We start from the raw sequence: 25772 nt of genomic DNA, 5'->3' as shown, positions 1-25772 counted from the left end.
GCGCTTTTCGGCCGATCGCGCCGTTGTGTGGCCGAGTTGGCTCCGTGCCTGTCCCGCTCAGCGGACCGCGATCCATGCCCGGCTGCCGGTCCGCGTTCTACGGTTCGCCAATCCCACGGCGCACGCCGAGGACCAGCCGGAACCGGCGGTCTCCCGCCAACCCACCGAGGCACTCATGCAGAAACGGGTCATCAGGAGACACCCCTTCGCGGGTGTCTCCGCACTCTCCGCACTGATGTTCCTGACCGCGTGCAGCGCGGCCACCACCGATTCCGCCGGCGGTTCCGGCGCAGGCGCGGCCAATGGCACCACGGTCCGGATCGCCGTCGGCATCGACCCCTCTTTCGCGCCCTTCTTCCTCGCCGACGAGCAGGGGCTGTGGGCCGAGCGTGGTCTCGACGTCGAGCTCGTCCAGTTCGGGCGGGGCGGCGAAGGCGTCGACGCCCTGGCAGGCGGCCAGGTACAGCTGGCCGGGAACTCGGACACCACCACCATCGGCATGCTCCAGCAGAACTCCGGTCTGCGGTCGCTCCTGGTGTATGAGGAGTCCGGCCGCTACCTCAAGGTCGTCCTCCGCCCCGGCGTCGCCGAACCCTCGCAGATTCGGAAGATGGCCGTCGTACCGGGGCTCTCGGAACTCGCGGCGACCCGCTTCCTGGAGTCGAAGGACATCGACACCAAGTCGGTCGAGTTCGTCACGGCCGACCCGCCGGAAATCCCGGCGCTGCTCCAGAAAGGCGACGTCGACGGCTACGTCCTGTGGGAACCCTGGCCGGCCAAGGGCACCGGGCTGGGCGGAAAGGTTCTGGAAACGACCGGCGACTACGGTCTGTCCTACGCCCACTGGCTCATCACGGACAACAAGTGGCTGAGCACCAACAAGACCACGGCCGTCAAGATCGCGCAGGCGCTCCAGGAAGCGGCACGGCTCACCGAGTCGGACCCGGACGGAGCGGCGAGCGCCACGCAGAAGGCCGCGAATATTCCCACCGCCCAGACCCTGAAGGCGATCGAGGAGATCGACTTCGGCGTACGCGACATCACCGCACAGGACCTCAAGGGCTACACCGCGACCGCCAAGTTCTACGTGGACACCGGCAAGGTCGAGGCCCAGCCGGACGTGACGCGGGCCGCGCTGCGCGGATGGTTCACCGAACAGACGAAGGGATCGTGATGACGAAGGCCATCGAGGCCGACCGGCCGCCGTCCGGCGCGTCAGCCGTCGGCGGAAGCCGCGGCGCGGCCGTGTCCGTAGACGGAGTGGACATCCGGTTCGGCTCCTTCCACGCCGTACGCGGCATCTCGCTGGACATAGCCGCCGGTGAATTCCTCTGTCTGCTCGGTCCGAGCGGCTGCGGCAAGTCCACTCTGCTGTCCGCGCTGGCCGGGTTCGTACGGCCGCACCAGGGCGGCCTCACCGTCGACGGCGTCACGATCGGCGGCCCCGATCCCGACCTCGGCATGGTCTTCCAGAGCAGCGAGGCGCTCTTCGACTGGATGACCGTCCGTCAGAACGTGGCGTTCGGTCCTCGTATGCGCGGCAAGTCCCGTGCCGAGCAGGCCAAGTTGGCCGACGAGTACCTCGCCCTGGTGGGGCTGCGGCACTGCGCCGACCGGTTCCCGGACCAACTGTCCGGCGGCATGCGCCAGCGCGTGCAGATCGCCCGTGTGCTGGCCAACGAACCGCGGGTCGTGCTGATGGACGAACCGTTCGGCGCGCTCGACGCACAGACCCGGCAGGTGATGCAGGAGGAGATGGGCCGTATCTGGGAGGCCTCGGGCTGCACCGTCGTCTTCGTCACTCACGACATCGACGAGGCGATCCTGCTGGCCGACCGCGTCGCCGTCATGACGGCAGGACCGGCGGCGTCGGTCAAGTCCGTCTACCCCGTCGAGCTGCCCAGGCCGCGCGACGAGACCGACCCCGCGGCCCTCGAACTGCGCCGCGCCCTGCGGGACGACATCGGCGAAGAGGTTCGCAAGGCCCTGCGCGACCAGGGCCTCGACACCGAGGTGGACTCATGACGGTCGTCACGGCGAAACCGGCCGCCGAGCCCCGGGTCGAGCGGCGTGCGTTGCGGGACGCCGCGCGAGGACTGCGCGGGATCCTCGTGTCCACGGTGTCCGTCCTCGTCGGCATCGCAATCTGGCAGCTGCTGGCGATGCAGTACGGCGCCTCCCTGGTCGCCTCCCCGAGCGCGACCCTGGACGCGGCGGGCGAACTCGCGGGCGACGGAACGCTCACCAACTCGATCATCGCCTCCAGCCGCCGCATCCTGATCGGCTGGGGACTCGGTCTGCTCGTGGGCGTACCGGTCGGCCTGCTCATCGGGCAGATCAAGCTCGTACGCCAACTCCTCGATCCCTACATCGAGTTCTTCCGCTTCATACCGCCGGTCGCGTTCGTGACACTGGCGGTGGTGTGGCTGGGCATCGGCGAGTCGTCGAAGGTCGTGCTGATCTTCTACACGGCGGTCTTCATCGTCACGCTCAACACGAGCGCCGGCGTGATGGCCGTGAGCGAGTCGAAACTGCGCGCGGCGGCAAGCCTGGGCGCGAGCCGCCAGCAGATCCTGCAGGGGATCGTGCTGCCGTCGACCGTGCCGTACATCGTCACCGGGGCGCGCCTCGCCATGGGCAACAGCTTCCTGACCATCGTCTCCGCCGAGATCGTCGCCGCCCAGGTCGGGCTCGGCTCGCTGATCTGGACCTCCCGCAACTACGGCCGCATCGACTGGGTCTTCGTCGGGATCATCACCTTGGGCATCCTCGGGTTCGTCTTCGACCGCGTGCTGCGCGTCGTCGCTTCCCGGGCCCTGCGTCGATACGGAGTGAAGATTTGAACAGCGAGACATCGCGCGCCCTGGTCCTCGAAGAGTTCGGCACGCTGCCCCGCCTGGTGGAGCGGCCGTTGCCCGTACGAGGGCCCGGCCAGACCCTCGTACGGGTACGGGCGGCGCAGGTCGGCCACCTCGATCTGAACGTCGTGGACGGCAAGTTCGGCATCCTCCCGGATCTGCCCGCCGTACCGGGCACCACCGCGTGCGGAGTCGTCCTGGTCTCGGAGACGCACGCCGAGGGCAGCCTCGTAAGGATCAACGGCAAGGGCCTGGGGCTGCGCCGGGACGGCTGTTGGGCCGAGCACGCCGTGGTACCCGACTCGGCCGTGCTCCCGGTGCCCGAGGGCACGGACCCCGCGCTGGCGTGCAGCTTCTTCTCACCGGCGGGCACGGCGTGGGCGGCGGTGCACTCGGTCGCGGCCGTGCGGCCCGGGGAGCGGGTTCTGGTGACAGGGGCCGCGGGTGCGGTCGGGGCGCTGACCGTGCAGGTCGCGGCGCGGGCCGGGGCCGAGGTGATCGGCGTCGTCGGCCGTCCCGCCAAGCTGACCCATGTCCCGGCACCCGGAAAGCCGGTCCTTGCGGCCGAGTTGTCGCCTCAGGCGGTGGGCGGACCGGTCGACGCGCTCATAGACACCGTCGGCGGACCGGTGCTGCGGGACGCGCTCGGGCTCGTCCGTCCACGCGGGCGTGTCGCGCTGGTCGGCTACACCGCCGGGCGCGAATTCACCGTGGACCTAGCGGACTTCCTGCTCGCCGACGTGGCACTGCTGCCCGTCAATCTGATGTCCCGGGGCAGGGAGGTCGCCGCGGACGCCGAGCGGATGCTGGGCGAACTGGCGTCGGGGGAGCTGACGTTGCCGATCGAACGGTACGGGCTCGACCGGCTGGCGGAGGCGGTGGAGAGGCTGCGGACCGGGGAGGCGGTGGGGAAGGTGGCGCTGGACTTGTCCTGACACCGATCAGGCAGGACTGTCCCACAGCACGTGCAGGGTGGAGGGCTTACGGAAGACCAGACCGTGCGCAGTGGCGGGGCGGTCCGGGTCGAGGCGCAGGGCGGGGAGACGTTCGAGCAGACGATGGAGAGCGATGCGGGTCTCCAGGCGGGCGAGGTGCGCGGCAAGGCAATAGTGCGGGCCGTGTGCGAAGGCCAGTTGGAGACGAACGTTCTCGCGTCGGACATCGAACCGGTCGGGGTCGAGGAAGACGGCAGGGTCGCGGTTGGCACCTGTCAGGGAGACGGTGACCAGGTCACCCCGGCGGATCGCGGCCGGACCGAGGACGATGTCAGCGGTGGCGTAGCGGTCCACGACCGCCGCACCGGGTTCCAGGCGCAGCGATTCCTCTATCGCGCCGTCCAGCAGGTCGGCGTCGGCCCGGACCAGTGCGAGTTCGTCCGGGTGTCGCAGCAGGTGCAGCAGCGCGTTGGTGATCATCGCCTCGGTGGTCTCGATGCCCCCGAACATCAGAACCGCGGCATTGGAGGCCACCTCGGGCAGCGCCAACTGCCCGGCAGCGGAGACAAGGAGTGAAGAACGTCCGCGGTCGGCGACGGTTGCTTCCACGGCGGCCCGTAGTCGCGCGTACGCCGCGGCACCGGCGGGCTCCGCCTCATGTCCGGCTGTGATGGCCGAGACCGACCGCACTATGGAGTCGTACCAGGAGAGCACCGTGACCGGGGTGGTGCCGACCAGCCCGAGTGCCTCGGTCACGACGGCGACCGCGAGCGGGCCCGCGAAGGCACGCCGCAGTTCGACGGCGCCCGTCGGCTGCAGTGTGGTGATGAGCCGGTCGGTCTCCCGCTCGATGAACGAAGCGAAACCGTCATGCACCGTCCGAGGGCGGAAGGCAGAGGTGAAGGGCTCGCGGTGGCGGGTGTGCTGGTCTCCGTCCAGGGACAGCATGCTCGGCCCGACGACCTGTGCGGTGGAGAACCGAGGGTCGTCGACGGTGAAGGTCTCGGCGTCCCGCATCACACTCAACGCGAGGTCGCGACGCGTCACCAACCAGCCGTCCAGCTCCGGCAGCCAGGACACGGGCTCATGCGCCCGCAGCAACGCCAGTCGCGGGTGCGGATCCCGCGCGAGTTCGGCGAGTGTGGTCGCGGCACCGAGCGGGAATGAGTCGACGACGTTCATCGCGGACTTTGGCCGGGCAGGAGGAAATCGATCACAGCCAAGGCTACAACGTCTCTTCGGACGAGGCGGATTGGGCTCCGCGAGGGGCGAAGCGCCGCCGCAGCGGCAGGACGGTCTCGCGTGCCACGGCGCCGACGAGGTCGAGGTCGCCCAGATCCTGACATGGGCGCCGGTGAGGCCGGTGGCCGCCAAGGCGGCCAGCAGTTCGGCCGGCCGGGCGCCCCGTTCGGCGGGCGACGGGCGGGGCATGACCGCGGTGACCAAGTCCATCGCTGTGTGCTCGACCAAGTGCCCGGTCAGGCGCCCCCGGGTCGGCAAAGCAGGATCACGTCAGGCGCCGTTGCCTTCCGTGCCGCCACGGGCACGCAGAGCACACCAGGCAGGAGCCCGCGCCGTGAATACGCCGGACTCCCGGCGAGCAGCGATCTGTAGGAATTGCAGGGCTTGCGAGTCGGCGGGACGCTGGACAAGTCGGCCTTGCGGCATCCGGTGAGCCGACGCCCGCGAAATCCCGGGCTCAGAGACAACTTGGTGAAGTCCCGGTCCAAGCAGCGGGTGATCGAGGTGACAGCCGTGAAAGGCCGAAGCCGGGGGCAGGAAATCCGCTCCTCTCGAGGAGATCACCATGGACAGTGCGACCTTGGATGCGATGCGGACCTCTCTGCGGGGGCCGGTCATAGGCCCGCAGGATCCCGAATATCTCGAGGCCCGCAGCATCTACAACGCGATGATCGACAAGCGTCCCGCCGCCCTCGTGCGGTGCGCGGACGCCGCGGATGTCATGGATGCGGTCAACTTCATCCGCGACAACGGCCTGGAACTCGCCGTCCGGGGTGGCGGGCACAGCGGTCCCGGCCTGTGTCTCGTGGACGACGGCGTCACCGTCGACCTGTCGCCGATGCGCTGGGTACGGGCCGACCCCGCCGCGAGAACCGCCCAGGTGGGCGGCGGCAGCCAGCTCCGCGATCTCGACCACGCCACCCACGGCTTCGGGCTCGCCACCCCCACCGGCATCGTGTCGATGACGGGCGTGGGGGGCCTGACCCTCGGCGGCGGCCATGGATACCTCACCCGCAAATACGGCCTGACGGTGGACAACCTGCTGGCCGCGGACGTCGTGCTGGCCGACGGCAGCTTCGTCACCGCAAGCGAGACCGAGCACCCGGACCTGTTCTGGGCCCTGCGCGGTGGCGGCGGCAACTTCGGCATCGTGACCTCCTTCACCTACCGCCTGCACCCGGTGAACACCGTCGGGGTCGGCATCACCGCGTGGCCGGTCGACCACACCCGCGAGGTGCTCACGTGGTACCGAGACTTCCTCCCGCAGGCCCCGGAGGACATCTACGGCTTCTTCGTGCTGTTCACCATCCCGCCCGGCCCGCCCTTCCCCGAAGAGATCCACGGCCGGAAGGTGTGCGGCATCGTGTGGTGTCACACCGGTGACCCGGACCGCACGGAGAACGCCCTCGCGGTGGTGAACGAGCCCGCGCCGCCCGCCTTCCACTTCACGGCACCGATGCCCTATCCCGCGTTGCAGAGCCTGTTCGATGAGCTGATCCCCACCGGGTACCAGTGGTACTGGCGCGGCGACTTCTTCGACCGTATCCCGGACGCCGCCGTGGACGTGCACCTCAAGTACGGCGAGAACCTCCCCACCCCACTGTCGCTGATGCACCTCTACCCGGTCGACGCTGCGGCCCACCGGGTGGCCCGGGAGGACACCGCGTGGAGCTACCGGGACGCCGTCTGGTCCGGCGTCTTCGCCGGCGTCGACCCCGACCCGGCCAACGCCGAGACCGTCAAGCAATGGTGTGTCGACTACTGGGAGGAGATGCACCCCCACTCCATGGGCGGCTCGTACGTGAACTTCATGGGGCAGGGCGAGGACCAGGAGCGGGTCCGGGCCACCTACCGCGACCACTACGACCGGCTCGCACTGGTCAAGCGGACGTACGACCCGGACAACCTCTTCCACGCCAACCAGAACATCAAGCCCGCTCAGCAGCACTGACGGCCGGACCTCGCCGTCCGCGTCCACGGTGCTTCGCGGTGCCGCGGCCTCTGCGCACCGCTGGTGGACGCCTGCGTGAGTATCCCGAACAGGGCAACCCGGCACCTGGGCAATCACGGCAGCCTGGGGAGTGCTGGTCTCGAACCAACTGTTGCTCGTCGTTCTGATGATCGCCGTAGTACTGACCCACTCGACCTGCGCCGGCACACTGGGCACCATCACGGCCTTGGCGATCTATCCCCTTGGCCTGCTGGCCCTGAGCACCCTGGCATGGAGCCTCTTCACCGTCGTGGTACCCCGGGCTGCTCGACGATGACCGGCCCTGTCGTCCGCGTCGACACCACCAGCCAGGTGCCGCCGTACGGGCAGATTCGCACCCAGCTCGCTGCCCTGATCCGCACTGGTCGGCTGGCCGAGGGCGAACGCCTGCCGACCGTGCGTCCGTTCGCCGCCGACCTGGGCCTGTCGCCGGGCACCGTGGCCCGCGCCTACCGTGAGTTGGAGGCCGCCGAGCTGATCAGTGCTCGCCGTGGCGCAGGCACCCAGGTCGCGCCGCTGCCATCCGAACCGGCCCTCCTGATCCCGAATCAACTCGCCATGCAGGCAGGAGACTTCACCACAGCCGCCCGCGCTCTCGGCGCCGACACCGAAGCCATCCTGACCGCCGTGCACAAGGCCCTGGGCTTGAGTTCGGAGACGGTGAATCCGGCAGGGCCGACGTAGGTGCAGAAAAAAAATGTGGAAGGTCGCAACCTTGTCCCTGCTGGACTGCTCTACATGAACATGCACGAGTTCACGGACTGGCGCCGAAGGGCTCATCCGGCAGTTGGCACGGGTCGCGTGGTCACAGGCGCGCTGCCGCGCCGTCCCGGTCCCTGGCCGATTGGCGCGAAGTATCTGAACGGGTGTTGTCATCGGCCTGGCCACAGCGAGCAGGCGATGAAGTCTCAGTGACAGCCTCTGACCGGCAGCAGCCCAACAGGTGGTGACGGAGAGTGGTGATCCGGACGAGGTTCCGGGCAGCAACTCCGCGGCCTCAGCCGGGGGTATGTGAGTCAAGACGAGGTGGGGAACATGTCCGTGAACACGCGCAGCGTCAAGGTCAGGGTGATGCTCGCCGCGTTAATGCTCCTGTTTGTCTCCGTCCTGGCCGTACGCGCCCTGAGCGACAAGGACGTCAGTGACCTGACCTGGAAGTACGACAAATTCTTCGACGGCAAGGGCACGATTGAGCTGTCCGCTGTGATGGCGACCGCCGATGACGACATCTGGGTGGCGGGCACCACCCGTTTTCCCCCCGAACCGGCCGACGCCGACGGGGCATTCCTCCAGCACTACGACGGCACCCGGTGGCAGCGCCGTCCCATGCCCGCGTCGTTCGGCGACAGCGTCCACGACGCACGCTTCGACACTGTGGACTCAGGCGGATTCCTGCTGACAGCGAGCCTGGACCTCAACGCCGTGCGGATGGCCCACTGGGACGGCACCCGCTGGACGGCGCTGCCCAAACTCCCCAACGACCCCCGGGTCTCCGATGTAAGGGCGTTTGACACTGACGACATCTGGGTCCTCGACGACCAGTCCAACGCCTACCACTGGGACGGCACCAGCTGGACTGCCATGAAACTGCCCGTCACCATCACGGCACTCGACGGCGTCGCGCCGGACGACCTGTGGGCGGTCGGTTTCCACGAACCATATGACGACGACGACCCCGCCCTGCCGTTCACCCAGCCCGCCGGTGTGCACTGGGACGGCCGTGCCTGGAAGTCCGCGCCGATGCCGGAGTACCGGTTCAAGGTCTGGCCGACCGAGCCCCACGCCGGACTCACCGAGGTCGTCGCGCTGGCGAAGGACAATGTACGGGCCTACGGCAATCTCGCCTCCTACAGCGAGGACGACGAGTCCGACCCCCCGGATGAGGACGTCCGGCTGCGCTGGAACGGCACCCGCTGGACCAAACTGCCGAACGCCAAGGGAGCGTGTGCCGACCGCGGCCGCACGGTCCGCGACGGTGAGCGCGGGGCGGTCGTCAGCCCCAGGCGGTATCTCACCGCGGACGGCGACTGCGAAACGATCGCGTACCCGAAGCTGCCCAGCATCCAGGGAAAGCAATGGTTCCGTCTAAACGCCATCACGGCGGTCCCGGGCACCGCCAAGATCCTCGGCATCGGCTCCGTCGCATCCGCAAGCAGCGACCCCACGTACGAAGCGATGATCGTCAGCCTGAAACGCTGAATGCCGCCACGTCGGGCAGATAGTGAAGGCGGAAGCAAGAACACCTCGGGCAACCTGTACCGCCACCACGGGCACGAAAGGGAGCGTTCGCGGCCCCCAGAAAACGTACGGATCACAGTCCGTCTCACCAAAGTTGGAGTGACTGTGGCACCGGATCCGACCACGCTGTCCCGTCTCGCTGAGCCCGGACGAGTCTCACTGTTCTGAGCGGGGCGGACCAGCACGCTCGCCGCGCTCGGCAGCCTCGACCCGGCCACCGCCGCCGACCCCGTGGGACAGGCCGATGCCATCGCCGAGGTCCTCGGTCTTGGTCGTCTTGTCGCGCAGCCGCAGGTTCGCGCCCCGGGTGTATGTCGCGAATCGCCGAGACTTCACTGACCGTTACCACTTGCGCGGGTCTCTCGGGCTTCCACTGGCCGGCAAGCTCGGTCAGGATGCGGCTGTTGCACATCATGTCGTTCCGGTACCACGGATACGCAATCCATCGCGAAGCATCCCCCTTGGCGCACCTGGGAGCCCACCGAGGAGAGCCGCTCCCCCAAGAGCTACTGGACGACAGCGAGCGGATGACGCGCGAGCAGCTGGCAGAACTGCAACTCGACCGGCTGCGGGCGACGTTGCGGCACGCCTACGAGAGCGTCGAGCAGTACCGGAAGAAGTTCGACGAGGCCGGGGTCAGACCTGACGACTGCCGCTCGTTGGAGGACCTGTCCCGGTTCCCCTTCACCACCAAGGCCGATCTGCGGGACACCTACCCCTTCGGCATGTTCGCCGTCCCGATGGCCGAGGTCCGCCGGATCCACGCCTCCAGCGGGACCACCGGCCGCCCCACCGTGGTCGGCTACACGGAGAACGACCTGTCGATGTAGGCCGACGTGATCGCCCGCTCGATACGCGCCGCCGGTGGCCGGCCCGGGCACAGGGTGCACATCTCGTACGGCTACGGACTGTTCACCGGCGGCCTCGGCGCACACTACGGGGCCGAGCGCGCCGGGTGCACCGTCATCCCCGCCTCGGGCGGCATGACCGCCCGCCAAAGCTTCAGGAGCCAGGTCTTTCCGTCCTTCGAAGGTTCGATGGACTCGGCGAGGAAGGGTTTCAGGCGGTAGTCGGCGTCGTGATAGAAGAGCGGTTCGTACAGGTTCACTACACGCGCCTGGTCCGGGTAGGACAGCCGGCTGTGCGGGTCGAGGGTGTCCTTGGCGCTGCCACCGCTGACGCCGACCCGCAGGGCGCCGCCACGCACCGGCTTGCCGTTCGAGGGGGCGGCACGGGTCGCGGAGCAGGCGGTCAGCAGGCCGACTGCCGGGCAGGGAGGCGGCGAGGAGGGCGCCACCGCGGAGGAGATCCCTGCGCGTCATCGCGTGGGGAGGGGAATGGGTGCCGGGCATGGCTGGCCTCGCCTTCAGATCGCAAGACGTTCGAGACGTTCATATGACGCGACGGCTGCACGGATGATGAAAAGATAGGGATGACGGTCAAGTAGTCAAGGGGTGAATTCCGCACCCGGGGCCGTCGATCGCCCGCCGGGTGCGGGCCAGGCACTGCCCGGCACCCGAACGCCAACCGCCGGAAGCCGAGGAAGAGATGCTCATGTCGAAGGCCGAGCGCACCACCGACAACAGCAAGTCCGCCCAGATCACCGAGCCGGACGGGGTCGCAGCGTCGGCGTCGGGCAAGGTCCAGTCGCTGGAGCGGGCGATCATCCTGCTGCAGGCGACGGCGGATAGCGCGCCGGACGGCGATACGGCCTCCAACCTGGCCGCACGGTGCGGGCTCAACCGCGCCACGGCCTGGCGACTGCTGTCCACGCTGGAGCAGTACGGCATGGTGGAGCGCAGCCCCGTCACCAACCGGTACACGGTCGGCTTCGCGGTCGCCCGGATGGCCTCGGCGGCCGGCTTCGACGGTCTGATCCGCCGCGCGCACGGCACGCTGAGCCGGGTCAGCGAACAGACGGGCGAGACCGCCAACCTCGCGGTGGTGCAGCCGCTCGGGCTGACGTACATCGACGAGGTGACCCCACCGGTCGTGCTGGCCGCCAAGTGGCTGGGGCGACAGGTGCCCGTACACGCCACGTCCACTGGCAAGGCGCTGCTCGCCTGGCTGCCCGAGGAGGAGGCGGAGTCGCTGCTCAGCGGCTCGCTGGAGGCGTACACGGACACCACCATCACGGACCGGGCGCGGCTGCGCGCCGAGTTGGAGCAGACGCGGGAGCGCGGATACAGCGTCTGCGCGGGCGAGATGGAGCGAAACCTCTACGGCGTCTCGGCACCGGTGCTCGGCAGCCGCGGCCGGCCGTTCGCGGTGGTCAGCATCTGGGGGCCTCAGGACCGGGTGCCCGAGTCGCGGCTCACGACGCTGGGGCCGCTCGCGCGGGCTGCGGCGGAGGAAATCGCCAAGGTGGCGCAGGCGCTGTAATGTTCTGCGAGTGTTCATTTTATGCAATGCCCGACCGCATTATGAAACAGAGTATTGAGGTTCCTCCGCTGCGCGGCTAAGGTCGGGGCACTCCCGTCGCCCCTACCTCCGCTCAGAGAGGAACCCGCGCGGCCATGAACCAGGACGTCATCATCACCTGCGCCCTCACCGGCGCAGGTGACACCGTGCGCAAGAGCCCGCACGTGCCCGTCACCCCCGAGCAGATCGCCGCCTCCGCGGTGCAGGCCGCCGAGGCCGGTGCCGCCGCGGTCCACATCCACGTACGCGACCCCGAGACCGGAGCACCCTCCCGCGACCCGCGCCTCTACCGCGAGGTCGTCGAGCGCATCAAGGAGACCGGGACCGACGTCGTCATCAACCTCACCGCGGGCATGGGCGGCGACCTGGTCATCGACGCGGAGAAGCCGCTGAAGCAGCTGCCCGGCACCGACCTGGTCGGGGGCCTTGCGCGGTTGCCGCACGTAGAGGACCTGCTGCCCGACATCTGCACCCTGGACTGCGGGTCACTCAATTTCGGCGACGGGTCGAACCTCTACGTCTCCACGCCCGACATGCTGCGCACGGGTGCCAAGCGCGTTCAGGAGCTGGGCGTGCGGCCGGAGTTGGAGATCTTCGACACCGGGCACCTGTGGTTCGCGAAGCAGCTGCTCGCCGAGGGGCTGCTGGACGATCCGACCGTGTTCCAGCTGTGCATGGGCATCCCGTGGGGCGCGCCCGCGGACCCCGGAGTGCTGCAGTCGATGGTGAACATGCTGCCGGACGGCGCCCAGTGGGCCAGTTTCGCTCTGGGTCGCATGCAGATGCCGTGGGTGGCACAGTCGATCCTGCTCGGCGGCCATGTGCGCGTCGGCCTGGAGGACAACCTCTATCTGGGCAAGGGCGTCAAGGCGACCAACGCCCAGTTGGTGGAGCGGGCCGTGACGATCATCGAGGCCCTGGGGGCGCGGGTCGCGACTCCCGACAAGGCGCGTCTCAAGCTCGGCCTCAAGCCGCGCGGTTGAGCCGCGGATCGCTTCCCCCTCTTCGCGGATCACTCACCCCCCACTTCAAGGAGCCCCCGATGACGGAGACTTCCCCCCTCATGCCCTCTCCCGAGGACGTACGGCGTGTGGCCTGCGTGGGCGCCGGAGTGATCGGCGGCGGCTGGGTCGCCCACTTCCTGGCCCGCGGCTACGACGTCACCGCCTGGGACCCGGCCCCCGACGCCGAGGCCCGGCTACGACGGCTCGTCGACACCGCCTGGCCCGCGCTCGAACAGCTCGGCCTCGCCCCCGGCGCCTCGGCGGACCGCCTCATGGTCACCGCGACACTCGAAGAGGCGGTCTCCGAGGCACAGTTCGTGCAGGAGAGCGCCCCGGAGAAGCTGGACCTCAAGCGCGAACTGCTGGCGAAACTGGATGCGGCGACACCCGCCGGGGTCGTCATCGCCTCCTCCACCTCCGGCTACCCGATGACCGACATGCAGACCGAGGCGGTCACGCCCGGCCGGCTGGTCGTCGGCCACCCGTTCAACCCGCCGTACCTCATCCCGCTGGTCGAGGTCGTCGGCGGGGAGCGGACGGACCCTGAGGCGGTGCGCTGGGCATCGCGTTTCTACGAGGTGGCGGGCAAGTCCGTCATCACCATGGACCGCGAGGTCCCCGGCTTCATCGCCAACCGACTCCAGGAGGCCTTGTGGCGCGAGGCCCTGCACATGGTCGCCAGTGGTGAGGCGACGGTCCGCGACATCGACCTGTCCATCACCGAGGGGCCGGGCCTGCGCTGGGCGATCATGGGCCCGATGCTCACCTTCGCACTCGCGGGCGGAGAAGGCGGAATGGCCCACATGCTCGACCACTTCGGGCCGTCCCTGAAGTCCCCGTGGACCCGGCTGGAGGCCCCGGAACTGGACAAAGCGCTGTACGACGCGGTCGTGGCCGGCTGCGACGACGCCGCCGACGGCCGTACGATCGCCGACCTGGTCGCCGAACGCGACCGGGGCGTCATCGCCGTCCTGCGCGTGACGGGTCGACTGCCCGGGACCGGTGCCGAGTGAGCCTGCCGGGGCTGCCGCTGTTCCGCGACACCGTGCGCCCGGAGTGGATCGACTACAACGGGCATATGAGCGAGGCGTTCTACGTCCTGGTCTTTGGTTACGCGACGGACGCGCTGATGGAGCGTACGGGGTTGGACGCCGCCTACCGCAAGAGCACCGGCTGCTCGATGTACACGGTCGAGGCTCACGTCCGCTATCTGCGAGATGCGCCGGAGGGGGCCCAACTGGCGGTACGTACACGCGTGTTGGGTGCGGCCGGGAAGAAGGCACGCTTCACGCACGAGATGTACGTCGTCAAGGGCCCGCGGACCGATCCGGAAGCGGATACCTGCCCGGTCGCCACGACGGAACTGCTCACCCTCCACGTCGACCAGGAGGCCGGCCGTGCGACGCCGTTCCCCGACGCCGTCCGTGAGCGCCTCTCGGCACTGATGGAAGAACCTCCTTCGTGGGCGGGGCGCTCGATCACAGCGCCCTGAGACCAGCGCTTCCCCGAACGCGTGATGCCGCATCCAGCGACGGTGTGGTTCGCATCGCAGGTGCGGGTGATCGGCAGGCGGTCGAGGGGCCGGTTCTGACACTCGGCCATGCCCTCCATGACCTTGTCGGTGATGGTGGAGACGGTCTGCTTGGACACCTCAGCGCCATACACCTCGGCGAGATGAGCCGAGATCTCCCCGTGCGTGAGTCCCTTCGCGTCATCGACCACCTTGGCCCCATGCTCGGGCCGTTCCCTTGCACGGTCGGGGGCCCCGCTGGATTCTGGCCCGACGGCGACTGCCCACCACATGTGCGGTGACGGTTGGTATCGAAGATGTCGGTGTCAGACGAGCACGACCACGGCATGGCCCCGGCAGCAGATGGTGCCGGGATCTTCGCCGTCGGGGACTCCGCAGTGCTCTACGAGGTCGAGCGTGACCTCACCGCGTCGGGGATCAACCTCTCGTACCCTGCCGGTGACCACGAGCCGGTCCCCCGCGTGGGCGGGCGCCCGGTTCTGCCAGGCGACCTCGCGTACCCGCCCGGTCTCGCCGGCGAAACCCGTCGCCGTCCGGTGGAAGAGGCAGCCGTGCAACTGCGCCATGACGACCGGGCCGGCCAGCCCTTCGGACCGGGCGAAGGCGGTGTCGTAGTGGATGTGGTGGGTGTTGCGGGTGACGGCGCCGAAACGCAGCAGGGCGACCGCGTCGGGCGTGAACTCGACGGGCGGTACCGGCTGCCCGACGGCGACGGAATCGATGCGCTTGCAGAACTGTTCCCGACTCACCGGACGATGAACCTCTCCATGACCTCGACGAGCGTTCCGCGCGCCGCGCTGTACGTCTTCTCGACCGTGAGCAACAGGAACCCGTCCCCCGCCCCCTTGCGCTCAACTGCCCTGAGAGCCCGTAGCAGTTCAAGCGCGTCCCCGGGCCGCACCTCCCCCGTCCAGCGCACCTGCTGACCGCCCGCCATGAGGCGGACGTCGAGCCCGTCGGTGCCGGGGACCTCGTCGCGGTACATGCCGTCCGGCCGGACCTCGTCCGGGCCGGCTCCCGGCGCTCCGCGCAGCAGGCTGACGACGTACATGGGGTGGACGGTGAACCGGGGACTGCCCGGATCGACCAGGTGCGACGCGGTCTCACCGGCCGCCCGGGCGAACTCCGCGGCGTCCTCGGCCCGTACGACACCCAGATGCCGCCGCTCCCACCGCCCGACCAACGCCCGTGCCCGCTCCTCGGCCAGGTCCAGCCCGTTCGCCATGCGCCGCCTCCACATTCGGATGACCGGAACTCGGATGACCGGACGCTAGCCAAGGACATTCCGGGCCACCATGGAACCGGCCCGCTCAGCGGACCGCTCCGCTTGGGCGGGCTGCCGCCGCCGGAGACCATGCGGGACATGGACCTCATGGACATTCAGCCGCCTCCGCCGGGCGCCTACGCGGAGGCGGACGGCGTCACGTACCACTACATCGAGACGGGCGAGGGAAGCCCCACCGTCTTTCTGCACGGCGGCGGCCCGGGGTGCACGGGCTGGTCGGACTTCGGGCAGGTGGCGCCGCTGTTCGCCGCGGACCGCCGGTGCTTCCTCGTCGACATCCTGCAGTACGGGAAGTCCGCGAAGCCGGTCATCAAGGGCCCCATGTGGGACTACCACGCCGCCAAGACCGTGGCGCTGCTCGACTCGTTGGGGGTGGCACGCGCCGACTTCATCTGCAACTCGTGGGGCGGAACCATCGCCCTCAACCTGGCCGCCAAGTACCCCGAGCGGGTGCGCTCCCTCGTGATCACCGGCAGTATGCCGGTCTTCTACGGGCCCCTCGCGCCCCTTCCGGAAGGCGGCCGCCGTGGTCGCAACGCCAGGGACGTGTACTACGGCGGAGACGGCCCCTCGCCGGTGAAGATGCGCGAGTTGATGGCCCGTCTGGAGTGGTACGACGCGGACGTGGTCCCCGAGCGCACGGTGAAGCTGCGCCACGAACAGAGCCTCGACCCCGAGGAGATGGCGCTCGCCGCTGCCTCGGACAACCCGCGCGGCGACTGGCAGGACCTGACGGACGAACTGGGCCGGATCGAGGCCCCGTCACTCTTCATGTGGGGCATGCATGACGCGTTCCTGACCCCGGACTACCCGCTGATGCTGGCCCGGATGGTCCCCCGGGGAAACCTCCACATCATGAGCCGGACGTCCCATCACCTCCAGGAGGAGCGACCATACGACTACTACTCCGTCGTCACCGGTTTCCTGAACCAGCACCACGCCTGACTCTCCACCGACACTCACCGGAGGAAACGTGAGCGAGGCGGCTCCGCGCGTCGTCGAACTGTCCAGTCCCTTCGCCCGTTTCGCGGGCAGGCTCCTGATGGGCCTCGGTCACGAGGTGGTGCTGGTCGAATCGCCGGGAGGCGATGCGACCCGGCACGAACTCGACGGCGACGCCTTCGCCCACTGGCACGCCGGGAAGCGCTCAGTGACGCTCGACACGGACACGCCCGAAGGTGCTGCTGAGCTGCGCCGGCTCCTTGAGGGCGCGGACGCGCTGCTCGACGGGAGCATCGAGGGCGCCGAGCCGGTCGCCGCCGGTCTCGATCACCTCGTACACGTACGCGTCACCCCTTTCGGCCTCGTCGGCCCGCGCAGCCACTGGCAGGGCACCGACCTGGTCGTGGCCGCGCTCGGCGGCATGCTGGCGCAGGTCGGCGACCCGGACGGCCCGCCGCTGCGGCTGCCGGAGAACCAGGCGGAGCAACTCGCCGGCGTCAACGCGGCGATCGCCGTCCTGCTCGGTCTGCGGGCCCGGCGGGGCGGCTCCGGGCAGCTCATCGACGTATCGGCACAGGCGTGCGTCGCCGCGGCACTGGAGGCGGGTGCCCTCGCCTACCTGCACGAGGACCGGGTTCCGCCGCGCCCGGGACGGGTGCATCCGCTGGTCCCGCACGGGCTCTTCCGGGCCGCGGACGGCTATCTGGGCGGCGGGCTCGGCGGCAGCCCTCGCATGTGGGACGCGCTGCTCGCCTGGCTGTGCGAGGAAGGCGCGGAGGCCGATCTGGCGGAGCCACGGTGGCAGGATCCCGTCGAGCGCAAAAAGCACCAGGAGCATGTGTTCAAGGTCGTGCAGGACTTCGTGGGCGCCTGGCCGAAGTCCGAGTTCGCGGAGCGGGCGCAGGCCAGGAAACTGCCGTGGGCCGCCGTCGACCTGCCCGACGAACTGCCGGGCAACCCGCAGCTCGCCGCACGCGGCTTCTTCACCCGGGTCCGGACGGAGCAGGGCGACCGAACCGACCTCGGCTTCCCGTTCGCGTTCCCCGAAGGCCGCCGTGTCACGTCACTCACCGTGCCCGGGCCCGGTGCCGACCAGGCGCTGGTCGACGAACCTCGTCCGCCGCGCCCGGTCGACGGCGACTGCCCCACCCTTTCCGCGCTGGACGGCGTACGCGTCCTCGATCTGACCTGGGTGCTCGCGGGCCCGTACTGCACAAAGGTCCTGGCCGACCACGGCGCCGACGTCATCAAGGTGGAGTCCGTCCGGCGCCCCGACCCGACCCGTTTCGCGCCCTTCATGCACCTTTCGCGGGGCGACCACACGGACCCGGACACCAACGGCTACTTCAATGAGGTCAACCGGAACAAGCGCAGCATCGCACTCGACACGCGGACCGAGGAGGGCGTCGCGGTGCTCCGCGACCTCATCGCCTCCTGCGACGTCCTCGTGGAGAACTTCAGTGCCACGGTCATGACCGGGCTCGGCCTCGGCTACGAGGCGCTGCGCGAGATCAACCCGCGCCTCGTCTACGTGAGCATGTCGGGCATGGGCCACACGGGACCGCGGTCCGGCTGGGTGTCGTACGCGGACACCGTCTCGGCCAGTGGTGGGTTGACCGGGCTCACCGGCTGGGGCCCGGACGACGTGGTGGGCGTGATCTACGGGCACGGGGACATCGTCGCGGGACTTCAGGCCGCGCTGGCCACGGTCGCCGCGCTGGAGCACCGCGCGGAGACGGGCCGCGGACAGCACGTCGACCTCTCCCAACTCGAGGCGATCGCCGCCCACATGGGGACGAGCCTCCTCACGTCGGCACGGTCGCCGATGGGCAACGCAGACCCTCGGTGGAGCCCTCAGGGGGTGTACCGGTGTCTGGGCGCCGACCGCTGGCTCGCCGTCAGCGTCCGCTCGGACGAGGAGTGGACGGCCCTCTGCCATACGATCGGACGCCGGGAACTGGCCGATGACGAACGGCTGTTGACCGCTGAGGGCCGCAGGCGGGAGAGCGCGCTGATCGATGGCGTACTCGGTGACTGGGCACGGGGGATGCCCGCCGATGCCGCTGCCGAGCTGTTGCAGGAGCGCGGGATTCCGGCCGGTGCGGTGCAGGACGGTCGTGAACTCGTCGAGCACGACCCGCAGTTGAGGGCCCGCGGCTTCTACGTCCGTCTTGCGCACCCAGCGGCGGGCGCTTTCCTCCACGAGGGTGTGCCCATCCGCCTCAGCGGCACACCGGGCGGAGTACGCAAGCCCGCGCCCCTGCTCGGTGCCGACACCGACGAGGTGCTGAGCGAGGTGGCAGGCATCGGTCCCGAGCGGCTTCGGCGACTTCACCAGGCCGGAGTTCTGCGGTGAGTGGCATCGCGGATGCGCTGACCGTGCCGCAACTCGTCGACACCGCCGCCGAGAAGTTCGGCGACCGGACCTTCCTGCGTGTGGGCGACACGACGCGGACGTACGCGAAGACCCGCGAGGCCGCCGCCACCATGGCCGGGGCACTCGCGGCACGGGGCTGCGGACCGGGCGACCGGATCGCGGCCCTGTTGCCCAACCGGATCGAACTCGTCGACCTGATCCTGGGCTGCGCCTGGCTCGGCGCGGTCGTGGTGCCGTTGAACACCGCTCTGCGCGGCCGGTCGCTGCGACATGTGCTGCACGAAGCTCGACCGCAATTCCTCTACGCCGAGGCCGAGTTGGCGAAACGTGCCGTCGAGGCGGGCCATCAGGGCACGGTGTGGGTGGCGGGCGAGGAGGACGTCCCCGCGCCCGGCACGACCGGGGCGCTCCCGCCCGCACCGGTACGTCCGCAGGACACCACCGCCATTCTCTTCACCTCGGGCACCACGGGCGCGTCGCGCGGTGTCCGCTGTCCGCAGGCCCAGTTCGTGTGGTGGGGCCGCAACGTCGCGGACTCCCTGCGGCTCACCTCCGACGACGTGCTCTTCACCTGTCTGCCGCTGTTCCACACCAACGCCCTCAACACGCTCGCGCAGGCCATGACGGTGGGCGCGAGCTGCGTCGTCGGCGGGCGGTTCTCCGCAACGCGGCACTGGGCGCAGGTCGCTCAGTCCGGTGCGACCGCGGTGTACCTGCTCGGTGCGATGGTGCCCATGCTGCTGGCGCAGCCTCCGGGCCCTCAGGACCGGGCGCACCGGGCGTGGCGCGGGCTGTCGCCGGCGACCCCGGCCGCCGCGTGGGAGCCGTTCCGCGAGCGCTTCGGCATCCGTCTCGTCGACGGGTTCGGCTCCACCGAGACGAACCTCGTCATCGGTTCCACACCCGAGGAGGCCCGTCCCGGCTACCTCGGCACCGTACGCGCGGGCTTCTCCGCCCAGGTGGTCGACGAAGGCCTCGCTCCTGTTGCGGACGGGACGCCCGGTGAACTCGTCGTCCGCAGCCAGCGGGAGCACGCCTTCTCGACCGGCTATGTGAAGGATCCGGTGCAGCCGTCCGACTCCTGGCGCCGGACCGGCGACCGCGTGATCCGCGAGCCGGACGGCTGGTTCCGCTTCGTCGACCGGATCAAGGACGTCATCCGGCGCCGCGGCGAGAACATCTCCTCGTCCGAGGTGGAGTCGGCGGTCCGCACCCATCCGGCGGTCGCCGAGGCCGCCGCGTTCCCGGTCTCCTCCGAACTGGCCGAGGACGAGGTGATGGTCGCGATCGTCGTCCGGCCCGGTGCCGATCTGGACCCGGAGGACCTGACCCGGCACTGCGCGCTGGAGCTACCCGCGTTCGCCGTGCCCCGCTACATCGAGACGGTCCCGTCCCTGCCGATGACCGAGACCGGCAAGGTCCGCAAAGCGGCCCTGCGGGAACGCGGCGTCACCGCCGGCACCTGGGACCGGGCGCGCGCCGCGGGCCGGGCCGCCCGGACCTGACCCTGGTACTGCGGCCCCCGGGCCGTGGCCCGTCAGTGGCGGACGGCATCCAGGTCGCCTCCGCCGTCGTCGCCTCCGCTGTCCTGGACTCTCCGCTGCCGACGGCCACCGTCGACGGCCATCTGCGGGGAGTTCAGCCGCCGGTCGCGCCAGGGGCATCCGTCAGTGCGACCGGTTGTCCGGTGCGCAGCGACTCGTAGGCGGCCAGCACGATCCGGAGGGTGCGCAGGCCCGTCTCGCCGTCGGGAGACGGCCGCCGTCCGGTGCGTACGGTGTCGAGGAACTCCTCGAGCATGGCGGCGTCCAGGTCGGTCCCGCCCGCCTCCCAGCGGTCGCGACCGGTGGCGGCGTCGAACCCGCCGAGCAGCGGAGGGAAGGCGTCGAACTCCACGATCGCCTTTTCGCCGACGCAGGTCATGGCGAGCCCGCCCCACGTCGGGTGGTCCGGCGGATGGCTCCAGCTGGCGTCCACGGCGGCGACCAGCCCGCTGGGGTAGCGGACGGTGACAAGGGCCGCGGTCTCGACATCCGGAGCGGGGCCGTCGTCGTCGAGGATGCTGTTGGCCTGGGCGTACACCTCCGCCGCCTGCTCGCCGTCCAGCAGCGCGTCCACGAGGTCGGCGATGTGGACGGTGTGGTCGGCCAGCGCTCCGCCGCCGGCCAGTTCCGGGTCGGCGAACCAGGGGTGCGAACGGGCCGGGTTCGAGCCGTTGTTGGCTCCGTGGACGCTTATCAGTCCGCCGAGCGAGCCGTCGGCCAGTGCGCGGCGCAGGGCGGTGAAGGCGGGGCTGAACCGTACGGGATAGGCGGTCATCAGCCCGACCCCGGCGCGCTCACAGGCGTCGATCATGGCTCGTGCGTCCGCCTCGGTCGTCGCGAGGGGCTTCTCGCACAGCACATGTGCCCCGGTCGCGGCGGCCCGCTCGACCAGGTGCCGGTGCCGGGCGTTCTCGCTGGTGACCACCACGGCGTCGGGGCGGAGGGCGAACACCTCGTCCCAGGTGTCGGCGTAGGCGGCACCCAGGCTTTCGGCGAGTTGACGACCCCGGGTCGGGTCGCCCGGCGGGGCGTCGGGGTCCGCGGTGATCAGTTCGATGCCGTCGCGGTCGCGCAGCAGCCCGATGTAGGTCGCGGCGTGCACATGGGCGAAGGACAGTACGGCGACTCTCACTGGTCAATTCCCCTTGTGGGTACGGTGGTTGGCTGCGGGGCAAGCTCGACGGTCCGTCCGGTACGTGCGGACTGGGCCGCGGCCTCGGCGATGCGGACGGCCGCCACGCCGTCCTGCCCGCTCACCCGTGGTTCGGGACCGCCCGCGAACGCCTCGGCGAACTCGCGGATCTGGGTGAAGTACGGCGACTCCCCGAAGTCTCCGACGGGTATGCCGTCCGCCGGGCCGCCGGACGCGGCGCCGGTGATCCGCAGGTCGAGGTGGGCCTGGGAGTCGTGCTGGACGGTACCGCCGGTGCCCGACACATGGAACGTGGTGCGAAACGGCGTTGCCGGCGGCCCCCACACTCCTATGACCTGCGTGATGGCGCCTCCCGCGTGGGTGAGTACGGCGGTACCGGTGGCGACCGCCCCTTCCGGGGCCGGGGCGGTGAGATGCCCTTGGTGCCGGGCGTGGACCCGTACGACCTCGCCGAAGAGCCAGCGGGCGATGTCCATGTCGTGGATCATCTGGTCCGTCAGAATCCCACCGGAACGCACCGGGTCGGCGAACCAGCCGCTCCATGTGGGATAGCGGCCGGTACGGGTGAACCGGGCGACCGCCACCCGGCCCAGACCACCCCCGGCGACCAGGTCGCGAAGCCGGGCGTAGGCGGGGAAGAAGCGCACGACATGTCCCGGGTACAGCCTCAACCCGGCCTCTTGTGCCGCGTCGGCCATCTCCCCTGCCTCGGCGGCGCTGAGCGCCAGCGGCTTCTCACACAGGACATGGGCGCCCGCCGCGACGGCGGCCAGAGTGATCTCCCGGTGGGTGTCGGTCGGGGTGCACACATCCACCACGGCGGCCCCGGCGATCGCCTCACGCAGGGAGCCCACGGACGTCGCGCCGAACTCGCGGGCCAGGGCGGGGGCGCGGCCGTCGGGTGCGTACAGGCGTACCCGCGCGCCGAGGGCGACCCACGCGGGCAGATGCGTGCGGGCGATGCCGCCCGCACCGATCAGCGCGACTTCGAGTTCTGCCATGGAATTCTCCGACCTCCTGTGGGTTCAGGCCTGGTGTGGTCAGCCCTTGAGGGCGCCGCTGAGTACGCCACTGATGAAGTGCCGCTGGAAGAACAGGTAGACGAGCACCACCGGGGCGATCACGATCAGGGTGGCCGCGGCGAGCAGCGGCACGTCGACGCCGAACTGCCCGGTGAAGAAACCCAGTCCGGCCGGGGCCGTACGGCGGGCCGGGTCCTGGATCAGGATGAGCGGGAGCAGGAACTGGTTCCAGCTCCAGACGAAGTACAGAACGCCCAACGTGGTCACCGCCGGGCGGGAGTTGGGCAGCAGGATCCGCCAGAGCGTCGCCCACGACGAGGCGCCGTCCAGCCGCGCGGCTTCCATCAGGCTGCGCGGCATGGTCGAGAAGTGGGCGCGCATCCAGAAGACCCCGAACGGCATGAACGCGGCGATCTCCGCGAGGGCCAGCCCCGGCACGGTGTTGGTCAGGCCGATGGCGCGCAGGTCGTAGTAGAGCGGGATGATGGTGCCCTCGGAGGGGATGGACAGGCCGAGCAGCAGATACGCGTAGAGCCTTCCCCGGCCGGGAACGTCCAGGGTCGCGAGCGCGTACCCGGCGAGGGTCGCGCACACCACCGCGGCAGGCACCACGCACAGCGCGATCACCACGCTCGACCGCAGCAGTGTGCCGAAGCCGGCCGCGGACCAGGCGCGGGAGAAGTTCTCCAGGTGCAGCCCGTCCGGCAGGGCGAAGCCGGTCAGCGGAGCGCCCGCCGGCTGGAGTGCTGCCAGCAGAAGGGAGGCGAACGGTACGAGCACGGCGGCCATGAACAGCGCGAGCACGAGGGGTGCCGCGAACCGCCCGGGGGACGCTCTTGTACCGGTGAAAGCTCTTGGGCCGATCACCGCTTTCGTAGGTGAGGTCACGGCGCCTCCCTGGACAGCCGGTTGATCACCAGGACGGCGAGGGAGATGACCACCGTCAGCACGATCGCCAGCGAGCTGGCCACACCGACGGCGCCACCCCCGAAGGCCAGGCGGTAGATGAGGATTCCGGGGACGACGGTGCTGTTGCCCGGACCCCCTCCGGTCGTGATGTAGATGAGGTCGAAGCTGGACAGGGCGGCGATCACGGTGATGGACAGTGCCACCGCGAACTCCGGCCGCAGCAGCGGGACGGTGATCGCCGTGAACTCGCGTACCGGGCCCGCCCCGTCCATCCGTGCCGCCTCGTAGATCTCCGGGTCGATGCGCTGGGTCCCGGACAGGAACAGCACCATGCACAGGCCCGAGACGACCCAGCTGCCGATCAGTCCGACCGCCGGCAGGGCCCAGGTGAAGCTGCCCAGCCAGGCGTCGGTGAGGCCGCCCAGACCGATCGCCCTCAGCGCCTGGTTGAGGGTGCCGTCCTCGGCGTACACCCAGCGCCAGAGGATGCCGACCGCGACCAGCGGGATGACCTGGGGCAGGAACAGCACCGTGCGGACCAGGGTGGTGCCCCGGCGCCCGGCACGCCGGGACACGATCGCCGCCGATACCAGCCCCAGGCAGATGGGAAGCACGGAGAAGAACAGGATCAGCGCACCGGCATGCCAGGCGGCGGCGCGCAGTTGCGGGTCGGTGACGATACGACCGTAGTTGTCCAGGCCGACGAAGGACGGGAGTGTCACCCCGTCCCAGTCGAACAGCGAGAGATAAGCGGTGTGCAGCAGCGGCAGCACGGCGAAGAGCGTGTAGGGCAGCAGAGCCGGCAGCAGGTACAGCAACGCCACGGCCTGGCGTCGGCGGCGGTGGGACCGCACCGGGCGGGAGTGCCTGCGCACGGTGCTGCCCACCGCGCGCTCCGCCGGACTCTGGGATCCGGGAGCAGGGGCGGGCCCGGTCAGTCGGTCGGCAGTGGTCATTTGTGGTAGTTCTCGAAGTCCGCCTGGAGACCGGCCAGGAACTTCTCGGCGGTGGCCTTGCCCCCGGCGAGCAACTGCAGCTGGGTGGTGAGGGTGTCGCCCATCGTCGGGCTGGAGGAGTTCTGGATGAACGGCTGCAGGCCGGCGTCCTTGACGATCGTCTGCCAGCCCTGCTGGACATCGCCCAGCAGCCCGCTCTGGCTCGGCATGGCGCCCGCGTCGGGAGCCATGAAGCCTGCCTTGGCGGTGATGGCGGCGGCCTCCGCGCCGGCGGTGAAGTCGAGGAACGCGGCGGCCGCGGCAGCGTTCTTCGACTTGCTGGACACGCAGTAGTACACCCCGGCGCCGGTGGTGCGTATCTTCCCGCCGGAGGTGACGGGCGGCATGTTGAAGTAGCCCGCCCCCTCCCCCAGGCCTTCGGCCACCGCCGCCGCGGCCCAGTTGCCGCTGATCCGGAAGACGCCCTCGCCCTTGGCGAACGCGGCGGTGGCGTCGTTGTCGCTGACGCCGTTGACCTTGGGGGTGACATACCCCTCGTCCACCCACCGCTTGAGCGTCTCGGCCGCCTTCTCGGCCTCCGGCAGCACGATGGTGGCGCTCTGGTGGCCATAGGCCCACGCCTCGCGGTCCTTCGGTGTCAGATAGGCCGAGAGCAGCACGTTGAAGGCGTGGTTGAGGCCGCCGTCGAGATTGCCGGCGACCAGTGCGGTCTCACCGGCCGCCTTGGCCTTGGCGAACAGGGCCTCCAGCTCGTCCAGGGTGGCCGGAGGGACGGTCAGGCCCAGCTTCTGCGCCTTGGCCTTGTTGTAGTAGACGCCTTCGAACGACAGGCCCGCGCCCACCCCGTACAGGTCGCCGGTGCCGACGGTCTTGCCGTCCGGGGTGAGGGTGATCTGGTCCAGGCCGGGGAACTTCTCCGCCCAGCCGTAAGCCTTGCCGTACTCGCCGACCTTGAGCAGCAGCCGTCCGGGGACGAGGTTCTGCATACCGGAGGTGAACTGGGCGATGTCGGGTGCGCTGTCGGCCGACATGGTGGTGTTGACGCTCTTGAGGTAGTCGTCCCAGCCGGTGTAGTTGCGCTTGACGGTGATGTTGGGGTGCTTCTCGCGGAAGGCCGCGATGAGACCCGGGGTCATGGTGGTGTCGTCGGCGTCGGCGACCACCAGCGTGATCTTCTCGTCGGCCGGTATCGCCGTGGAGACGGGGCCGGAACTGCTCTTCTCCGACGACGATGCGCCTGGGGTCAGATCGCTGCACGCGGTGAGTGCCGCGGCGCCGACCGCACCGGTGGCCGTGAGGAACGTACGTCTGGACAGGGACGACGGGCTGGGGCTCATGGGGTCTCCTGGGTGTGACGGGACAGGG

Annotated in this window: 24 protein-coding genes and 2 pseudogenes; 15 read left to right on the top strand and 11 right to left on the bottom strand. The window is 69.9% G+C overall.

Going from position 1 to position 25772, the window contains the following annotated elements; all coding sequences use genetic code 11:
* Window positions 1-175 precede the first annotated feature (175 nt).
* Genes ACFYO0_RS03745 through ACFYO0_RS03730 form a run of 4 tightly spaced genes read left to right on the top strand, consistent with a single transcriptional unit; the run spans window position 176 to window position 3793 of the window.
* Window positions 176-1174 carry an ABC transporter substrate-binding protein gene (locus ACFYO0_RS03745; RefSeq protein ID WP_388669989.1) on the top strand — a complete coding sequence of 333 codons (999 nt, stop codon included), beginning with the start codon at window positions 176-178 and terminating at the stop codon, window positions 1172-1174.
* The gene (locus tag ACFYO0_RS03740) at window positions 1174-2025 is read left to right on the top strand and encodes an ABC transporter ATP-binding protein (RefSeq protein ID WP_388669986.1); all 852 of its coding nucleotides are present in this window, start codon (window positions 1174-1176) and stop codon (window positions 2023-2025) included. The genes ACFYO0_RS03745 and ACFYO0_RS03740 overlap by 1 nt, the downstream gene beginning before the upstream one ends.
* Entirely contained in the window at window positions 2022-2843 is an 822-nt protein-coding gene (locus ACFYO0_RS03735; RefSeq protein ID WP_388669983.1) for an ABC transporter permease, read from the top strand. Before ACFYO0_RS03740 ends, ACFYO0_RS03735 begins: the two co-directional genes overlap by 4 nt.
* On the top strand, window positions 2840-3793 hold the full coding sequence (locus tag ACFYO0_RS03730; protein ID WP_388669980.1) for a zinc-binding alcohol dehydrogenase family protein: 954 nt from the start codon (window positions 2840-2842) through the stop codon (window positions 3791-3793). Before ACFYO0_RS03735 ends, ACFYO0_RS03730 begins: the two co-directional genes overlap by 4 nt.
* A gap of 6 nt (window positions 3794-3799) precedes the next feature.
* On the opposite strand, the gene ACFYO0_RS03725 is transcribed toward ACFYO0_RS03730, so the two are convergent.
* A complete protein-coding gene (locus tag ACFYO0_RS03725; RefSeq protein WP_388669977.1) occupies window positions 3800-4975 on the bottom strand; it encodes a cytochrome P450 in 1176 nt (391 codons plus the stop codon).
* A gap of 625 nt (window positions 4976-5600) precedes the next feature.
* Here ACFYO0_RS03725 and ACFYO0_RS03720 point away from each other — a divergent pair.
* The 3 genes from ACFYO0_RS03720 (at window position 5601) to ACFYO0_RS03710 (ending at window position 9224) form a co-directional block, all read left to right on the top strand.
* A complete protein-coding gene (locus ACFYO0_RS03720) occupies window positions 5601-6986 on the top strand; it encodes an FAD-binding oxidoreductase (RefSeq protein ID WP_388669974.1) in 1386 nt (461 codons plus the stop codon).
* A gap of 312 nt (window positions 6987-7298) precedes the next feature.
* Window positions 7299-7709: a GntR family transcriptional regulator gene (locus ACFYO0_RS03715; protein ID WP_388669971.1), complete on the top strand. Its 411-nt coding sequence runs from the start codon at window positions 7299-7301 to the stop codon at window positions 7707-7709.
* 351 nt (window positions 7710-8060) lie between these two features.
* Window positions 8061-9224: a hypothetical protein gene (locus ACFYO0_RS03710; protein WP_388669968.1), complete on the top strand. Its 1164-nt coding sequence runs from the start codon at window positions 8061-8063 to the stop codon at window positions 9222-9224.
* A gap of 195 nt (window positions 9225-9419) precedes the next feature.
* Here the strand turns inward: ACFYO0_RS03710 and ACFYO0_RS03705 are convergent, their stop codons facing one another.
* On the bottom strand, window positions 9420-9599 hold the full coding sequence (locus tag ACFYO0_RS03705) for a hypothetical protein (RefSeq protein ID WP_388669965.1): 180 nt from the start codon (window positions 9597-9599) through the stop codon (window positions 9420-9422).
* 191 nt (window positions 9600-9790) lie between these two features.
* Here ACFYO0_RS03705 and ACFYO0_RS03700 point away from each other — a divergent pair.
* A pseudogene (locus ACFYO0_RS03700) lies at window positions 9791-10261 on the top strand (phenylacetate--CoA ligase family protein); the annotation flags it as partial.
* Here ACFYO0_RS03700 and ACFYO0_RS03695 read toward each other — a convergent pair.
* The gene (locus ACFYO0_RS03695; protein WP_388670908.1) at window positions 10198-10560 is read right to left on the bottom strand and encodes a hypothetical protein; all 363 of its coding nucleotides are present in this window, start codon (window positions 10558-10560) and stop codon (window positions 10198-10200) included. The pseudogene ACFYO0_RS03700 and the gene ACFYO0_RS03695 sit on opposite strands and share 64 nt — an antisense overlap.
* A 257-nt stretch (window positions 10561-10817) precedes the next feature.
* Here ACFYO0_RS03695 and ACFYO0_RS03690 point away from each other — a divergent pair, with 257 nt between their 5' ends.
* The 4 genes from ACFYO0_RS03690 to ACFYO0_RS03675 all read left to right on the top strand — a co-directional run bounded on the left by ACFYO0_RS03690 (window position 10818) and on the right by ACFYO0_RS03675 (window position 14180).
* A complete protein-coding gene (locus ACFYO0_RS03690; protein ID WP_388669962.1) occupies window positions 10818-11645 on the top strand; it encodes an IclR family transcriptional regulator in 828 nt (275 codons plus the stop codon).
* 134 nt (window positions 11646-11779) lie between these two features.
* Entirely contained in the window at window positions 11780-12667 is an 888-nt protein-coding gene (locus ACFYO0_RS03685; RefSeq protein WP_388669959.1) for a 3-keto-5-aminohexanoate cleavage protein, read from the top strand.
* Between the two features lie 80 nt (window positions 12668-12747).
* Window positions 12748-13701, top strand: a complete 954-nt coding sequence (locus tag ACFYO0_RS03680; protein WP_388670859.1) for a 3-hydroxyacyl-CoA dehydrogenase NAD-binding domain-containing protein — start codon at window positions 12748-12750, stop codon at window positions 13699-13701.
* Window positions 13702-13703: 2 nt separating this feature from the next.
* A complete protein-coding gene (locus ACFYO0_RS03675; protein ID WP_388670855.1) occupies window positions 13704-14180 on the top strand; it encodes a thioesterase family protein in 477 nt (158 codons plus the stop codon).
* A 74-nt stretch (window positions 14181-14254) separates the two neighbouring features.
* Here ACFYO0_RS03675 and ACFYO0_RS03670 read toward each other — a convergent pair.
* The 3 genes and pseudogenes from ACFYO0_RS03670 to ACFYO0_RS03660 all read right to left on the bottom strand — a co-directional run.
* A pseudogene (locus ACFYO0_RS03670) lies at window positions 14255-14398 on the bottom strand (transposase); the annotation flags it as partial.
* Window positions 14399-14524: 126 nt separating this feature from the next.
* Window positions 14525-14968 carry an acyl dehydratase gene (locus tag ACFYO0_RS03665; RefSeq protein ID WP_388669956.1) on the bottom strand — a complete coding sequence of 148 codons (444 nt, stop codon included), beginning with the start codon at window positions 14966-14968 and terminating at the stop codon, window positions 14525-14527.
* Window positions 14965-15444, bottom strand: a complete 480-nt coding sequence (locus ACFYO0_RS03660; protein WP_388669953.1) for a MaoC family dehydratase N-terminal domain-containing protein — start codon at window positions 15442-15444, stop codon at window positions 14965-14967. The genes ACFYO0_RS03665 and ACFYO0_RS03660 overlap by 4 nt, the downstream gene beginning before the upstream one ends.
* A gap of 138 nt (window positions 15445-15582) precedes the next feature.
* Here ACFYO0_RS03660 and ACFYO0_RS03655 point away from each other — a divergent pair, with 138 nt between their 5' ends.
* Genes ACFYO0_RS03655 through ACFYO0_RS03645 form a run of 3 tightly spaced genes read left to right on the top strand, consistent with a single transcriptional unit; the run spans window position 15583 to window position 20328 of the window.
* The gene (locus ACFYO0_RS03655) at window positions 15583-16449 is read left to right on the top strand and encodes an alpha/beta fold hydrolase (protein ID WP_388669950.1); all 867 of its coding nucleotides are present in this window, start codon (window positions 15583-15585) and stop codon (window positions 16447-16449) included.
* A gap of 28 nt (window positions 16450-16477) precedes the next feature.
* Window positions 16478-18802: a CoA transferase gene (locus ACFYO0_RS03650; protein WP_388669947.1), complete on the top strand. Its 2325-nt coding sequence runs from the start codon at window positions 16478-16480 to the stop codon at window positions 18800-18802.
* Complete coding sequence (locus ACFYO0_RS03645) at window positions 18799-20328, top strand: AMP-binding protein (protein WP_388669944.1); 1530 nt, start codon at window positions 18799-18801, stop codon at window positions 20326-20328. The genes ACFYO0_RS03650 and ACFYO0_RS03645 overlap by 4 nt, the downstream gene beginning before the upstream one ends.
* Window positions 20329-20461: 133 nt before the next feature.
* On the opposite strand, the gene ACFYO0_RS03640 is transcribed toward ACFYO0_RS03645, so the two are convergent.
* The 5 genes from ACFYO0_RS03640 to ACFYO0_RS03620 form a co-directional block, all read right to left on the bottom strand.
* The gene (locus ACFYO0_RS03640) at window positions 20462-21499 is read right to left on the bottom strand and encodes a Gfo/Idh/MocA family protein (RefSeq protein ID WP_388669941.1); all 1038 of its coding nucleotides are present in this window, start codon (window positions 21497-21499) and stop codon (window positions 20462-20464) included.
* Complete coding sequence (locus ACFYO0_RS03635; RefSeq protein ID WP_388669938.1) at window positions 21496-22521, bottom strand: Gfo/Idh/MocA family protein; 1026 nt, start codon at window positions 22519-22521, stop codon at window positions 21496-21498. The genes ACFYO0_RS03640 and ACFYO0_RS03635 overlap by 4 nt, the downstream gene beginning before the upstream one ends.
* Before the next feature lie 39 nt (window positions 22522-22560).
* Window positions 22561-23430, bottom strand: a complete 870-nt coding sequence (locus tag ACFYO0_RS03630; protein WP_388669935.1) for a carbohydrate ABC transporter permease — start codon at window positions 23428-23430, stop codon at window positions 22561-22563.
* Window positions 23427-24338: a carbohydrate ABC transporter permease gene (locus ACFYO0_RS03625; RefSeq protein WP_388669932.1), complete on the bottom strand. Its 912-nt coding sequence runs from the start codon at window positions 24336-24338 to the stop codon at window positions 23427-23429. Before ACFYO0_RS03625 ends, ACFYO0_RS03630 begins: the two co-directional genes overlap by 4 nt.
* A gap of 65 nt (window positions 24339-24403) precedes the next feature.
* A complete protein-coding gene (locus ACFYO0_RS03620; protein ID WP_388669929.1) occupies window positions 24404-25744 on the bottom strand; it encodes an ABC transporter substrate-binding protein in 1341 nt (446 codons plus the stop codon).
* Window positions 25745-25772 lie beyond the last annotated feature (28 nt).

The sequence above is a fragment of the Streptomyces sp. NPDC006365 genome (assembly GCF_042870755.1).
In the GTDB taxonomy this organism is placed as follows: Bacteria; Actinomycetota; Actinomycetes; order Streptomycetales; family Streptomycetaceae; genus Streptomyces; species Streptomyces xiangluensis.
This window is presented reverse-complemented; position numbering and strand designations above follow the sequence as displayed.